The sequence below is a fragment of the Bradyrhizobium diazoefficiens genome, from assembly GCF_016612535.1.
Classification (GTDB): domain Bacteria; phylum Pseudomonadota; class Alphaproteobacteria; order Rhizobiales; family Xanthobacteraceae; genus Bradyrhizobium; species Bradyrhizobium diazoefficiens_C.
Genome location: NZ_JAENXS010000002.1, coordinates 389,481 through 401,913, shown reverse-complemented (window position 1 = coordinate 401,913; position 12,433 = coordinate 389,481). Strand labels below are relative to the sequence as shown.

Annotated in this window: 15 protein-coding genes; 10 read left to right on the top strand and 5 right to left on the bottom strand. The window is 63.2% G+C overall.

Annotated elements, in window-relative coordinates:
* Positions 1-31: 31 nt before the first annotated feature.
* Both JJE66_RS18640 and JJE66_RS18635 read left to right on the top strand, forming a co-directional pair.
* A complete protein-coding gene (locus tag JJE66_RS18640) occupies positions 32-700 on the top strand; it encodes a hypothetical protein (RefSeq protein ID WP_200515769.1) in 669 nt (222 codons plus the stop codon).
* 23 nt (positions 701-723) lie between these two features.
* Positions 724-1,383, top strand: a complete 660-nt coding sequence (locus tag JJE66_RS18635) for an HAD-IA family hydrolase (RefSeq protein ID WP_200515767.1) — start codon at positions 724-726, stop codon at positions 1,381-1,383.
* Here the strand turns inward: JJE66_RS18635 and JJE66_RS18630 are convergent.
* The 4 genes from JJE66_RS18630 to JJE66_RS18615 all read right to left on the bottom strand — a co-directional run bounded on the left by JJE66_RS18630 (position 1,380) and on the right by JJE66_RS18615 (position 5,794).
* Positions 1,380-1,574 carry a hypothetical protein gene (locus tag JJE66_RS18630; protein WP_246756458.1) on the bottom strand — a complete coding sequence of 65 codons (195 nt, stop codon included), beginning with the start codon at positions 1,572-1,574 and terminating at the stop codon, positions 1,380-1,382. The genes JJE66_RS18635 and JJE66_RS18630 overlap by 4 nt on opposite strands.
* 866 nt (positions 1,575-2,440) lie before the next feature.
* Positions 2,441-3,208 (bottom strand): AAA family ATPase, encoded by a 768-nt coding sequence (locus tag JJE66_RS18625; protein ID WP_200515765.1) that lies wholly within the window; start codon positions 3,206-3,208, stop codon positions 2,441-2,443.
* Positions 3,209-3,316: 108 nt separating this feature from the next.
* Positions 3,317-4,177: a PCC domain-containing protein gene (locus JJE66_RS18620; RefSeq protein WP_200515764.1), complete on the bottom strand. Its 861-nt coding sequence runs from the start codon at positions 4,175-4,177 to the stop codon at positions 3,317-3,319.
* A gap of 9 nt (positions 4,178-4,186) precedes the next feature.
* Complete coding sequence (locus tag JJE66_RS18615; RefSeq protein ID WP_200515762.1) at positions 4,187-5,794, bottom strand: acyl-CoA synthetase; 1,608 nt, start codon at positions 5,792-5,794, stop codon at positions 4,187-4,189.
* A 190-nt stretch (positions 5,795-5,984) separates the two neighbouring features.
* Between JJE66_RS18615 and JJE66_RS18610 the strand changes: the two genes are divergently transcribed.
* The 4 genes from JJE66_RS18610 to JJE66_RS18595 all read left to right on the top strand — a co-directional run bounded on the left by JJE66_RS18610 (position 5,985) and on the right by JJE66_RS18595 (position 7,529).
* Positions 5,985-6,299, top strand: a complete 315-nt coding sequence (locus tag JJE66_RS18610) for a hypothetical protein (protein WP_200515760.1) — start codon at positions 5,985-5,987, stop codon at positions 6,297-6,299.
* 92 nt (positions 6,300-6,391) lie between these two features.
* Positions 6,392-6,904 carry a DUF3828 domain-containing protein gene (locus JJE66_RS18605; RefSeq protein WP_200515758.1) on the top strand — a complete coding sequence of 171 codons (513 nt, stop codon included), beginning with the start codon at positions 6,392-6,394 and terminating at the stop codon, positions 6,902-6,904.
* Positions 6,905-6,917: 13 nt separating this feature from the next.
* Positions 6,918-7,193 (top strand): GNAT family N-acetyltransferase, encoded by a 276-nt coding sequence (locus JJE66_RS18600; RefSeq protein ID WP_200515756.1) that lies wholly within the window; start codon positions 6,918-6,920, stop codon positions 7,191-7,193.
* A gap of 60 nt (positions 7,194-7,253) precedes the next feature.
* Positions 7,254-7,529, top strand: a complete 276-nt coding sequence (locus JJE66_RS18595; RefSeq protein WP_200515754.1) for a GNAT family N-acetyltransferase — start codon at positions 7,254-7,256, stop codon at positions 7,527-7,529.
* A gap of 53 nt (positions 7,530-7,582) precedes the next feature.
* Here JJE66_RS18595 and JJE66_RS18590 read toward each other — a convergent pair whose 3' ends face one another.
* A complete protein-coding gene (locus tag JJE66_RS18590; RefSeq protein WP_200515753.1) occupies positions 7,583-7,993 on the bottom strand; it encodes a DUF3597 domain-containing protein in 411 nt (136 codons plus the stop codon).
* Between the two features lie 336 nt (positions 7,994-8,329).
* On the opposite strand from JJE66_RS18590, the gene JJE66_RS18585 reads away from it, so the two are divergent.
* The 4 genes from JJE66_RS18585 (at position 8,330) to trmFO (ending at position 12,428) form a co-directional block, all read left to right on the top strand.
* Positions 8,330-9,238: a DUF2189 domain-containing protein gene (locus JJE66_RS18585; RefSeq protein ID WP_200515752.1), complete on the top strand. Its 909-nt coding sequence runs from the start codon at positions 8,330-8,332 to the stop codon at positions 9,236-9,238.
* Between the two features lie 121 nt (positions 9,239-9,359).
* Positions 9,360-10,184 carry a lytic murein transglycosylase gene (locus JJE66_RS18580; protein WP_200515751.1) on the top strand — a complete coding sequence of 275 codons (825 nt, stop codon included), beginning with the start codon at positions 9,360-9,362 and terminating at the stop codon, positions 10,182-10,184.
* Positions 10,185-10,721: 537 nt separating this feature from the next.
* Positions 10,722-10,874, top strand: a complete 153-nt coding sequence (locus JJE66_RS18575) for a DUF1127 domain-containing protein (RefSeq protein WP_007590701.1) — start codon at positions 10,722-10,724, stop codon at positions 10,872-10,874.
* A 126-nt stretch (positions 10,875-11,000) separates the two neighbouring features.
* Positions 11,001-12,428: a methylenetetrahydrofolate--tRNA-(uracil(54)-C(5))-methyltransferase (FADH(2)-oxidizing) TrmFO gene (gene trmFO, locus JJE66_RS18570; protein ID WP_200515750.1), complete on the top strand. Its 1,428-nt coding sequence runs from the start codon at positions 11,001-11,003 to the stop codon at positions 12,426-12,428.
* Positions 12,429-12,433: the final 5 nt, after the last annotated feature.

Genomic DNA, 12,433 nt, shown 5'->3' with positions numbered 1-12,433 from the left:
CCAACCGTTGATCAAGGGGCGCGCCTGAAAAATGAGCGCGCGCGTCACAGGTAGTTCGATGGCCGCAGATTGGTTTCGCAGGCAATGCTGGTCGGAAGAAGATCAAACGGATTTTTGGCAACGGCTCGCCAAAGCGCGCGATCACAATAGAGCTCAGTACGTCTTCATTCAGGGCCTCACCCTAATGGGGGCAGGTCCGCAGTATCGGATCGATGCAATTTCTCTCTTCGATCATGTGATTGATCGCTACTCGGATTCGCTGAACTTTGTTCAGGCCTTATCCGCAAAGGCGGACTGTCTGTTAGACTCTGGAGATATCGACGCCGCACTGACTTACTACGATCTCGCGATCCAGCAGATGCGCCTGGAGCCGCGTGTCCAGACTTGGGCTTGGCTTGATTTTGCTTGGCTCGTCGCAACGAAAGGACTGTCAAACAGATACGAGACAGCCCTTGGTCTGCTCGACGAATTCGGGAATGAACAACAACTGTTTCCAATTGTTGTATTCCGCCTCTATGGAAGCCGCGCCCTCATTCAAAGTGCCATCGGGCTAACTGACGCCGCCGCGGCCGCGCAGACGGCTCTTAATGCCGCGGACAAAGAGATATCTGGGCTTCGACATCATCCAAAGATTGGCTTGGTCGGCGAGCGATACAGCGATCTATGCACGCGACTGACGACTATTGCACAAGCACGATAAGTGGCTAGAGCTTAGCGACCGGAATGCCCCACTCCCTCGCTATCTTCGATCTCGACGGCACGCTCGTCGACAGCTTCCCCTGGTTCTTGCGCACCATCAACGACGTCGCCGATCGCTTCGGCTTTCGGGGCGTGAGGGATGAGGATGTCGAGGGGCTGCGGCATGCGTCGACGCGTGAGATCCTCAGCCGGCTCGAGGTGCCCGTGTGGAAGCTGCCGGCGATCGCGCGGCATGCGCGGCGGCTGAAGGGGGAAGCGGCGGCGGAGATTTCGCTGTTCGCGGGCGCCGAGGCGATGTTGCGGACGCTGACTGAGGGCGGCGTGCAGCTCGCGCTGGTGACGTCGGACAGCGAAGCCAACGCGCGCGAGAAACTTGGCGACGCCGCCGCCCTGTTCGCGCATTTCGACTGCGCGGCCTCGGTGTTCGGCAAGCCCGCGAAATTCCGCCGTGTCGTCCGCCGCGCCGGGGTGGACCGAAGCCGCGTGATTTCGATCGGCGATGAGGTCCGCGACATTGAGGCGGCGCGGGCTGTTGGCATTGCCTGCGGCGCCGTGTGCTGGGGCTATGCGGCGCCGGCGGCGCTGCGGGCGCGCGGACCCGATCTCGTCTTCGAGCGCATCGACGACATCGCGCCGGCCTTGCTCACCCGCGCCGCGGACGTGCGGGGTCCGACGCCGGCCTAGCTGCCACGCGGCGGCTCGTGTTTCTCCAGCGACAGTGCGACCCGCTCCAGATAGCCGTTCATCCGCCGGGTCTCGGCGACCTGCTGCTCGTAGAGTTCGATCATGCTCGCTCCGGACGATCCGCGCGCCTGCATTCCGTGCCGCCGCGAAAACCAGAACCACAGCGCGATCACACCAGGAACGTCAGCCACGAAACCGCAAGCCCAACCCACTTGTCCATTGCAACAATCTCCCGGCCGCGCGCATGTCTGACCCAATCGATCCCGGAGAACATCTGTCGATCCAGCGTAACTACCGGGTCGATGACGGCCTCCCCTGGTCCGCTCCGCAAGGCGGACTGCTTGCGCAACCCACAACCTCTTGCGTTCCCTGTCGGCAAAACACCCAAACCGTCGGTCAATGGGCGGTCCCAAAAATATTCCACTTTACCGAAATTCGGAAATGGCGTATGTGTCGCCTCACTCCGGCCCAAGGAAGAGGGGCGTATCGCGATCGTCACGAACGCGGGCCGGACGGCGGTGGGCGTGGGTCACATCGGCGCGAAGGGTTTTGCAGGGCGGGCAACCGTGAGCGAGAGTCTACGCGCGCACGACCGGTGTGATCCGCGTACGGCAAAATCGTGTGGTCCTGGCGCCCGGAGCCTGTGCGCCAAGTCTTGCGGTGATGGGTGTCGCCCAACCGGGTGCACACATCAGCCATCCGCAAGGCGACGGGGGCAATAGTGCATCGCTCCCCGGGGAGATCACGACATAAGCCGTCAAACCACTGCGCAGGGAAGGCCGGATGTTTTGGCTTCACCTGTATGCCGCTGTGCAGCCTCTTGTAGCGCAACCTTCGCACAGTGGACCGCGGGTGCCAGCCGGCACCCGGTCTTCCCTGCGCCCTCGGCATTTCTGAGGGCGATGACTGCAGCAAAGCTCGGGCACGATGTGCCGCGAGAGCGTGAAAGCGTGTCCGCGATTTCAAACGTCAATCGAAAGACGAGGCATGTGGCTGCGACTTGTCAGCTGCGCTCGCAATGATGATGGAGACGGCGAGCATCGATGGCTCCCCTCGCCTAATCCGCCAACGTCGCCTCCACGAACCCGCGCGGGTCAGCGCAAAACTCCCGCATCACCCGGTAATGATCGGTCTGCTCCACCGTTGTCGGCTCCAGGCCGTACTTCCCGAGCCGAAGCAGCTGCGCGCTGGGATAGGCCATCAGCAGGGGCGCGTGGGTCGCCATGATGACTTGGCAGATGCGCGACTCCTCCATGCGCCGCAGCAGCTTCAAGAATTCGATCTGGCGCGCCGGCGAAAGCGCCGATTCAGGTTCGTCGAAGATAAAGATGCCCTGGCGCTGGCAGCGCTCTTCGAAGAAGCGCAGGAAGCCCTCACCATGCGAATGCGACAAGAAATCAGGGCCGACCTGACCGGCATCACGTGCGGCCTTGTCGAGATATCTCGCCACCGAGAAAAAACTCTCGGCGCGAAAAAACCAGCCGTTGGTGATCTTCGGCAACCAGCTTGCGCGCAACGCCTTGGAAAGCTGGCCGCCCATCTTTTCCCGCGCTTCGGAGTGGTCGACGGGCATGTAGCCCTTCCCGCCACCGGCATCGTCGTAGCCAGCGAGCGCTGCGATCCCCTCAAGGATCGTCGACTTCCCGGTGCCGTTCTCTCCCACGATGATGGTGATGGCTGCATCGAAGTTGAGCTCGAAATCATCAGGAAAGATGGGCAAACAAAAAGGATAGGCCTCGCGATCGTGAACGTGCGAGGGATCGAGCCAAACCCGCTTCAGATACGGCGCAGGCAGATTAATCGTGCGATTGCCTCTCCGGCTCATTGCCGCCGCCCCGCCCGGTTTGCCTCGATTGATACCAATAGGAACGTAACGGGAACGCGATTGGAGCGCAAGTGGCGCGGACGGGCCGGCACAAGCTCCGGTCGCTCATCAATCCAGCGCCTCCAGCACCAGCTCCATCGTCATCAGCACAGGATTATCGCCGCGGACCAGGCGGCCCTCGGCAATGCCGCCGGTGTAGTCGATCAGGGCGACGTCGAGCGCGGCCTCCAGCGCGCCGGACGCACCAGGCGCGATCGTCCCGGCGGTTATCGCAAGCTCCGTGGCGAACGGCTCGGTCACGCCGCCATGGGTGAAGCGCGCGCCGATGGTCGAGCCAACGCCGCCGTGGATCTTCGCGCGCGTAATGCCGCGATCGCGGCAGAAGGCTTCGAGGCAGAAGGCGAAATCCTGATTGGGCCGCAGCCGCAGCGCGAAGACACGACTGGTCGTGCGCGCCCCACTGCTCGCGGCGCGAACCGGGCCGAACAGCTTGAAATTGGTCTCAGGGTCCGGCTCAGCGGTGAACACCGCGCCATCAATCCCAAAAGCCTCGACCTCGAACGGCTCGGCGACGATGGTCTCGTCCGGCAGCATGTGACCGCCGCTCGTCTTGCCGCCCGCCTCGATCCACAGCCCGTGGCAATGAAAGAACAGCGCGCCGTCGCGCGTGCCGATCGTCATGCTGCCGAGCCTGGTGCGCGTCACGCCCGCCGGCCGATACGTGTCGCTGTAAAACGCGGCATTCTCACCGGTCTTCGACAACGCCGGCATGACATAGCCGAACGGTCCGAGCGCGCCCTGGCCGAAATTCAGCACGCCGCCGGTAAATCCCTCCGCCGCAAAACCGCGGCATGCGGCTTCGAGCAGCGGCAGACCTGCTTCAAGCGTGAACGAAAAGGCGCGCCCTCTCGCCTCCACCCATTGGAGACGTTCGGCGACGGGCGTGCCCGGCTGCTTGATAGTCCGCATGACTCGCGCTCAGCCCGTCTTGATCTTGTCGAGATCGAGCAGGCCGCGTGCCTCGAGCTCATCGCGCACCATGCGCTTCGGCACCTTGCCGTAGCCGGATTTCGGCAGCGCCTCCCAGAAGAAGAACCGCTTCGGCATCTTGTAGCGCGGCACCTTTGGCGAGAGGAATGCCGCCATCTCGGCTTCGCTCACTGGCTTCTCGCCGTCGCGCGCGACGCAGACGGCGACACCGACCTCGCCCCAGGTCGCATCGGGTACGCCGAGCACGGCGACCTCGCCGACCCCTGGATGCGTCAGAATCTTCTCCTCGATCTCGCGCGGATAGATATTGGAGCCGCCGGAGATGTACATGTCGGAGGCACGCCCCGTGATGTAGACAAACCCCTCCTCGTCCATGTGGCCGAGATCGCCGGTGCGGAACCAGCCGTTGCGGAACGCCTTCGCATTGGCCTCGGGATTGTCGTAATAGCCGGCGAGCACCGCGGGCCCGATCACGCAGATCTCGCCGCTCTGGTTGGCCTTGAGCTCGCGGCCCTCGTCATCCTGGATCGAGACCTGCATGCCGGTCCGTTCGAAGCCGCAGGTGCCGATCTTGGCATGCGGCCCGTCCTCGGGATCGTGCAACGCCGCCGGCAGCACGGTGATGTTGCCGGTGACTTCGCCCAGTCCAAAATACTGCACGATGACCTTGCCGAGCTTCTTCAGCGCGGCCTTCTGGTCCTCGCGATACATCGGCGCGCCGGCATAGATGACGTGACGCAGCGAGGAATGATCGTATTCGTCCGCGGCCGGGTGCTCGACCATCATCTTCAAGATCGTCGGCACCGTGAAGAGATTGCAGACCCGATGCGCCGCGATCAGGCGGAACGCCTCGTCGATGTCGAACCTCTCGGTCGGCAGCAGCACCGTGCAAACGCCGCGCGCCGTCTGCACCAGCTGATGCACCCCGGCGCCGTGCGACAACGGCGCCACCACCAACGAGGCATCGTCTTCGGTGACGCCGGGCGTGAGATCGGCGAGATGATTGGTGACGACAAAGCCCATCTGGCCATGCGTCAGCACCGCAGCCTTGGAGCGTCCGGTGGTGCCGGAGGTGAAGAAGAACCAGCAGGGATCGTCATGCTCGACCGCGATGTTCTCGACCACGGTTCCTGCCTGCGACGCGATGGCATCCGCAACCGATTTCTCGCTGAACGACGCCTTGCCGTCGACGCTCCAGGTGAATTCCAGCGCACCACCATTCACGGCCGCAGCGTGCTCGGGAAAATCGACATGGCACAGAAATGCCTTCGCACCGGAGGCCTGCGCGAGATAGGCGACCTCGTCCGGCATCAGACGGAAATTGGTGGGCACCCAGACCGCGCCGAGCCGGAACGCCGCGAACATCGAAAAGAACATCTCGTCGCCATTCTTGGAATGGACGAGGATGCGGTCGCCCTTGGCGATACCGCGCGCCGCGAGTGCCGCGGCCAGCGCCGAGACCTGCGCATCGATCTCGCGCCAGGTCCAGGATTTGTCCCCCCAGACGAAGCCGGGACGCGATCCATGCCGCCGCGCATTCTGGGTCAGCATATAGGCGAGATTCATGACGCGGCGGGACATGCGGAGCGGCTGCATGGGGCTTCCTCTTCGACAGCGGACGGCACGCACGCGCCCCGCTCTTTGCAGCCCATTTATCGCCATCATCGGCGGCGCCGCAAGGCCGCCAGGCACCGCATCATCCATGCGCTATCCATGCGCTCGTTCAAGGAATTTTAAACATGATCGGGGCAACTTCAGGCCGTATCCGCGTACAGAGTGCTGCATCATGGTCAAAGCGTCCGCCATTCTCCTGTTGTCGCTGGCGCTTGCCGGATGCGCGATGGCCCCGCAAGCCAGATTGTCGCCCGATCCTGCATTCAAGCCCGCGCGTTATGCCTGGGATGGCGCCGGCGAGAACCCTAATCAGCCGCGTTCCAATCCCGGCCCCTCGCGGGCAACGCACGTTGCTGCCCAGTCCGAGCGCGACGGCATCGAGGCCGACCAGGACGCCAAGGTCAACCAGTCACTCGTCATCTGCCAGGGCTGCCTCCGCGCAAAACCTCAGCCGGAAGATTCGCGGCTCGCCAAGGCGGCCGATTGAACCGAACTACCCTCGCGCCGGTCTACTGAGATACCGCGCTGACATCGGCCATTCCGGCCTCTCGTCGCGTGCCATCATCCCAGGGACGATCCATGCTCACCCGCCGTAGCCTCATCGCCACCTCCCTCCTCGCCGCCGCCACGCCAGCCTTTGCTCAAGCGCCAGCCCCCAACGATCCCGCGGCCATCCTGACCGCGATCTACACCCGCGCCGCCAAGGGCAAGGGTGACGGTGGCGGCGCCTTCATCATCGAGAACAAGGCGGCCAAGGCAAAATACCTCTCGAAAGCGCTGGTTGCACTGTGGGCCAAGGCGGACGCGCACACGCCCAAAGGCGATGTCGGGCCGGTCGACTTCGATCCCGTCACCAATTCGCAGGAACCGGACGTGAAATCGTTCAAGGTTGACGCGAAGAAGATGGAGGCCGACAAGGCCGTGATCACGGTGACTATCACTGGCCACCGCAACGACCGCAAACCCGCCGACCAGGTTGTGCGTTACGACTTCGTGCGCGAGGCCAACTGGAAGATTGACGACATCAAGGGCTCCTCCGATGGCGAAGCCTGGTCGATCCGAAAGATGCTGGTGGACGCACTGAAGAACTGACCGGAGACTCACTATGAGCGACGTCATCAACAACAAGGCCCATCATCGCTACGAACTCGAAGTCGAAGGCCATCTCGCAACCGAACATTACAGGCTCGACGGCGACGTCATCACGTTCGAACATACCGATGTCCCGAAAGAACTCGGCGGCAAGGGTGTCGGCTCAAAGCTCGTGCAAGGTGCGCTCGAGCAGGTCCGCGCGAGCGGACTCAAGCTGATCCCGCAATGCCCTTTCGTGAAAGCGTGGATCGAGAAAAACCCGGACTATCAGGACCTGGTAAAGGTCTAAGCGCCTTGGCAAGCGCGGGCGCCTAGATCAGGGAATAGGATGGCTTCGGAAGGATATCTCATGGCGGCATCGATACGCGACAACAAGGACAGGAGCCGCTTCGAGCTCGATGTCGGCGACGAGCTTGCGTTCGCCAATTACCGGCTGACGCCGTCGGCTGTCATCATCACCCACACCGAGACGCCGCGCGAGCTGCGCGGCCGCGGCATAGCGTCCGAGCTGATCAAGGGCGCGCTCGACCTGATCCGCCGCGACGGCAACAAGGTGATCGCGGGTTGCGGTTTCGTCGTCGACTATCTCGACAAGCATCCGGAGGATGCCGATCTCGTTGCCTGAACGTAAAAGGGCCCGCGAGAATCGCGGGCCCTTCGCATCGACCGAACTGTCGGTCAGTGCTTGATTTCCGGCGGTAGCTTGCCGCCATTGGCGGCGAGCTTGGACATCACCTGCTTGTGCAGCCAGACGTTCATGCTCGCCGAGTCGTTCATGTCGCCGGTGTAGCCGAGCTCCTTGGCGAGATCCTTGCGCGCGGCAAGGCTCGAATCGACGTCGAGCGCCTTCATGAGGTCGACGATCGAGGTGCGCCATTCGAGCTTCTCGCCCTTTGCGGCGGCCGCCTTGTCGACGATCGCGGCGACATCGACGGTTGCCGCAGGCGCAGTAGCGGATGCAGACGATGGCGCCGATGCCCCCGGTGCGGCTCCGGCCGGCGCACTGCCCGCGGGCGGGGTGCCGGCGGGCGCGGCGGAAGCCGGATGGCTGCCGAAGATCGCGCCCATGATTTTCCCGAAAATGCTCATGTCTGCTCCCCGAAAAGGTTCCGTTGGTAGGGCCTTGAGTGGCAATTATAGACGAAGTTCTTGCGTTGCGCCCGCCGAGTTCTGCGAACCACAAGCAGCATGAGCTTATCTGCGGCAAAATGACGACCGAATGACATCGTTGGGGTTGCACTGCGGCATCGAATTTCACCCAAGCGTGAGGGACAGGACTCGCAATTGGGAGTAGGCTTCGCGCATCAGTTCGCGATTGCCTCCCAGAATTCGCGTCTAGTTGGAATCGCGATCATCCAAGAAGAGCGGCCGCTTGCGCCGTTGCCGGCGCCAGATTCGGCTGCATGGCAAGGGAGCAAGTCGACCATGGCCACACTCTACCGGGGCAATGTCCCCACGATGGGCCAGACCGCAGACGCGGCTGGACCGGTGATCCGAACCATCCAACTCTCCGACCTGCACGACGCGCTCAAGCTCGGCTGGGAGGATTTCAAGGCGGTTCCGAGCCACGCCATCATCCTCTGCGTGATCTATCCGGTACTCGGTCTCGTCATCGCGCGCGTGGCCATGGGCTACTCGGTGCTGCCGCTGCTGTTTCCACTGGCCGCCGGCTTTGCCCTGATCGGCCCGTTCGCAGCGCTCGGCCTCTATGAACTCTCCAGCCGGCGTGAACGCTATGAAGAAGCCAGCGCCTGGGACGCCATGGAGGTGCTGCGCTCACCCTCCTTCGGCGCCATGCTCGGCCTCGGCACATTGCTGCTCGCGCTGTTCGTGACCTGGGTCGCGACCGCGCAAGCGATCTATGTCGCGGCATTCGGCTATGAAGGCGTGAGCGGAATCTCGGATTTCGTGACGCGCGTGCTGACGACCTCACAGGGCTGGTGGCTGATCGTGATCGGCTGCGGTACGGGCTTCCTGTTCGCCCTCGCCGCGCTCTGCATCAGCGCGGTGTCATTCCCGCTGATGCTCGACCGCCATGCCGGCGCGCTGGAGGCAATGGTCACCTCGCTCCGCGTCGTCGCCAAGAACCCGGTGCCGATGGCGGCCTGGGGCCTGATCGTGGCGGTGCTGCTGGCGCTCGGCACGATCCCCGCGTTCCTCGGGCTTGCCGTCGTCATCCCCCTGCTCGGCCACGCCACCTGGCATCTCTACCGCAAGGTCATCGTTTCCGACCCCGGTGCGCGTCCGGTGCCGCCTCCGCCGCCGCGTCCGCGCAAGCCGGCGGCCGATTTCCCCGCCAATCTTTTCCCTTGGCGAAATAAGACGGACGCCTGACAACCTTGCCACAGGCGATCCCGGACCGGGATCGCCTGCTGTCATACGCCTTGCTTTGGCCGCGGTTACAATCGACATTGCCGCCGCCGGTCATGCCACTTCACGGAATCAATTTACTCGAATGATCCCGACGATTTCTCGTCTCGCTCTCGCAGCCCTCGCCCTCTCAGCCTCAATCGTGTCCGTCGAACCTGTGCTGGCCGCGGTTGCTTGCGGCTCGGGTAATTTCGACGCCTGGCTCGCCGACTTCAAAACCGAGGCCGCGGCCAAGGGCATTTCACAACAGGCCATCGCCGCCGGACTTGCCGGCGTCACGCTCGACCAGGGCGTGCTCAACCGCGACCATTCGCAAAAGGTCTTCAACCAGACCTTCGAACAGTTTTCAGGCCGCATGGTGCCACCGCGGATGACGCGCGGCTCGAACATGATGAAACAGTACGGCTCTGTGCTCTCCCGCATCGAGCAGACCTATGGCGTGCCGGGCGAGGTGCTGGTCGCGATCTGGGGTCTCGAGACCGATTTCGGCGTCAACACCGGCAAGTTCGCGACGATCCGCTCGCTGGCGACGCTCGCCTATGACTGCCGGCGTGCCGAGCAGTTTCGCGGCGAGCTGATGGATGCCCTGCGCATCGTCCAGCGCGGCGATCTTGCGCCAGCCGACATGAAGGGCGCTTGGGCGGGCGAGCTCGGCCAGACCCAGTTCATGCCGTCATCCTGGATGAAATACGCCGTCGATTTCGACGGCAACGGCAAGCGCGACCTCATGCACAACGCACCCGACGTGCTCGCGTCCACGGCCAACTATCTCGCCGGCTATGGCTGGCAGAAGGGTAAGGACTGGCAGCCGGGCAGCCCGAACTTCGCGGTGCTCCAGCAATGGAACAAGAGCGAGGTCTATTCCAAGACAGTCGCCTATTTTGCCACCCAGCTTGCACACGCCCCTTAAAGATCCCCTGAGAAACGCGTAGGGCCGATCGCCCGGCGCCGGGCCTCTCGCGAAGCGTTTCCTTACCCATAGTGGCGTGCATTGCCTTGTTCAGGTGCATGCCGCCCCCTCGAAGCCTCCGCCCGAACGAATCTGCAGGCTTTCCCGATCAGATCGGGGGAATTCTACACTCAAATTTTATGAACTTATATTCATAGCTAAGGATCCCAGCTCATGCGAATCATGCATGCCGGACTTGGGTCTACAAGCTGGCCCGACGCCTTGCGATCACGGGAACGCAACTTATTTCCACAACAAATCGAAGCCGCAGATGAGCGGTAAGTCCGTCGTTTCACGGGCGTTTACCCTGATGTAAGGCCCGTTTCGCCCAGTCGCTGGGCACGACTGCCGAGAGGTTAATCGTCTGTTATTGGTGCCATGCGTTCTTCGCTTAGCTGCATCGCAACATCGGAACTTTCGCAGTGCACCACTCTCACCTATATTCATTTCAACGATGACGCTCCGGCAAGGGCTGAATCGAACTACAGGAGACTACCAATGCTGCTCTCGCTCATCCGCATGATCCAGGCTTTCCGGGACTATCAGCGCAATGTTGCCGAGCTGTCCCAGCTCAGCGATCGCGAACTGGCCGACATCGGCCTTGATCGCTCGGACATCCCGCGCGTTGCCGCCGGTCAGTATCAGGGCTGATATCGTTCAGCCCTTCACCGGACCAACCGATAGCGCCCGCTTCGTGCGGGCGTTGTCGCATCCGGTGGCAGAAAACTCGATCTCAGCGATTCCACTGATCGCCGAAAAGCGCTACCTGTCCGCCCCATGACAGGACCCCTATCCAATATCGTACACGTCATCGGCGCTGGCCTTGCTGGTTCCGAAGCAGCCTGGCAGGTGGCGAAATCGGGCGTGCCCGTGGTGCTGCACGAGATGCGGCCGGACCGCATGACCAAGGCGCACCGCACCGGTGGGCTTGCCGAGCTCGTCTGCTCCAATTCGTTCCGCTCGGACGATGCCGCCAACAATGCGGTCGGCCTTTTGCACGCGGAGATGCGCCGCCTCGACTCGCTGATCATGCGCGCGGCCGATGCCAACCAGGTCCCCGCCGGCGGCGCACTCGCGGTCGATCGCGACGGTTTTTCCGCGGCCGTAACCAAGGCGCTGAACGACCATCCGTTGATCAAGATCGTCCGCGGCGAGATCACAGGCCTGCCGCCAGCCGACTGGAGCAATGTCATCGTTGCGACCGGCCCCCTCACCTCCGCACCGCTCGCCGACGCGATCCGTGAGCTGACCGACGAGAACGCCCTGGCCTTCTTCGATGCCATCGCGCCGATCGTGCATCGCGAATCCATCGACATGTCCGTGGCCTGGTTCCAGTCGCGCTATGACAAGGTTGGCCCCGGCGGCAATGGCGCCGACTACATCAACTGCCCGATGACCAAGGAGCAGTATGACGGCTTCGTCGCGGCGCTGATCGCCGGCGAAAAGACCGAGTTCAAGGAGTGGGAAACCAACACGCCCTATTTCGACGGCTGCCTGCCGATCGAGGTGATGGCGGAGCGCGGCCCCGAGACGCTGCGCTACGGCCCGATGAAGCCGGTCGGCCTCACCAATCCGCACGATCCCGCTACGAAAGCCTATGCCATCGTGCAGCTGCGCCAGGACAACAAGCTCGGCACGCTCTACAACATCGTCGGCTTCCAGACGAAATTGAAATACGGCGAGCAGCAGCGCATCTTCCGCACCATTCCGGGCCTGGAGAAGGCCGAGTTCGCCCGCCTCGGCGGCCTGCATCGCAACACCTTCCTGAATTCGCCAAAGCTGCTTGACGGCCAGTTGCGCCTGCGCGCGCAGCCGCGGCTGCGCTTTGCCGGCCAGATGACGGGCTGCGAGGGCTATGTGGAATCCGCCAGCGTCGGCCTGATCGCCGGCCTCTATGCCGCAGCGGACGCGCGCGAGGAGACGCTGGCGAGCCCGCCCGAAACTACCGCGCTCGGATCCCTGCTCGGCCACATCACCGGCGGCCATATCGAGACTATCGAGCCAGGCACGCGATCGTTCCAGCCGATGAACATCAATTTCGGCCTGTTCCCGCCGCTTGCCAGCGCGCCGACGAAGAAGCCCGACGGCACGCGGCTGCGCGGCAACGAAAAGACAGTGGCCAAGAAGCAGGCGATGAGCGCATTGGCCCTCGCCGATCTCGATCGCTGGATCGCCGATCATCTGCGCATTGCCGCCGCCGCGTGAGTCTT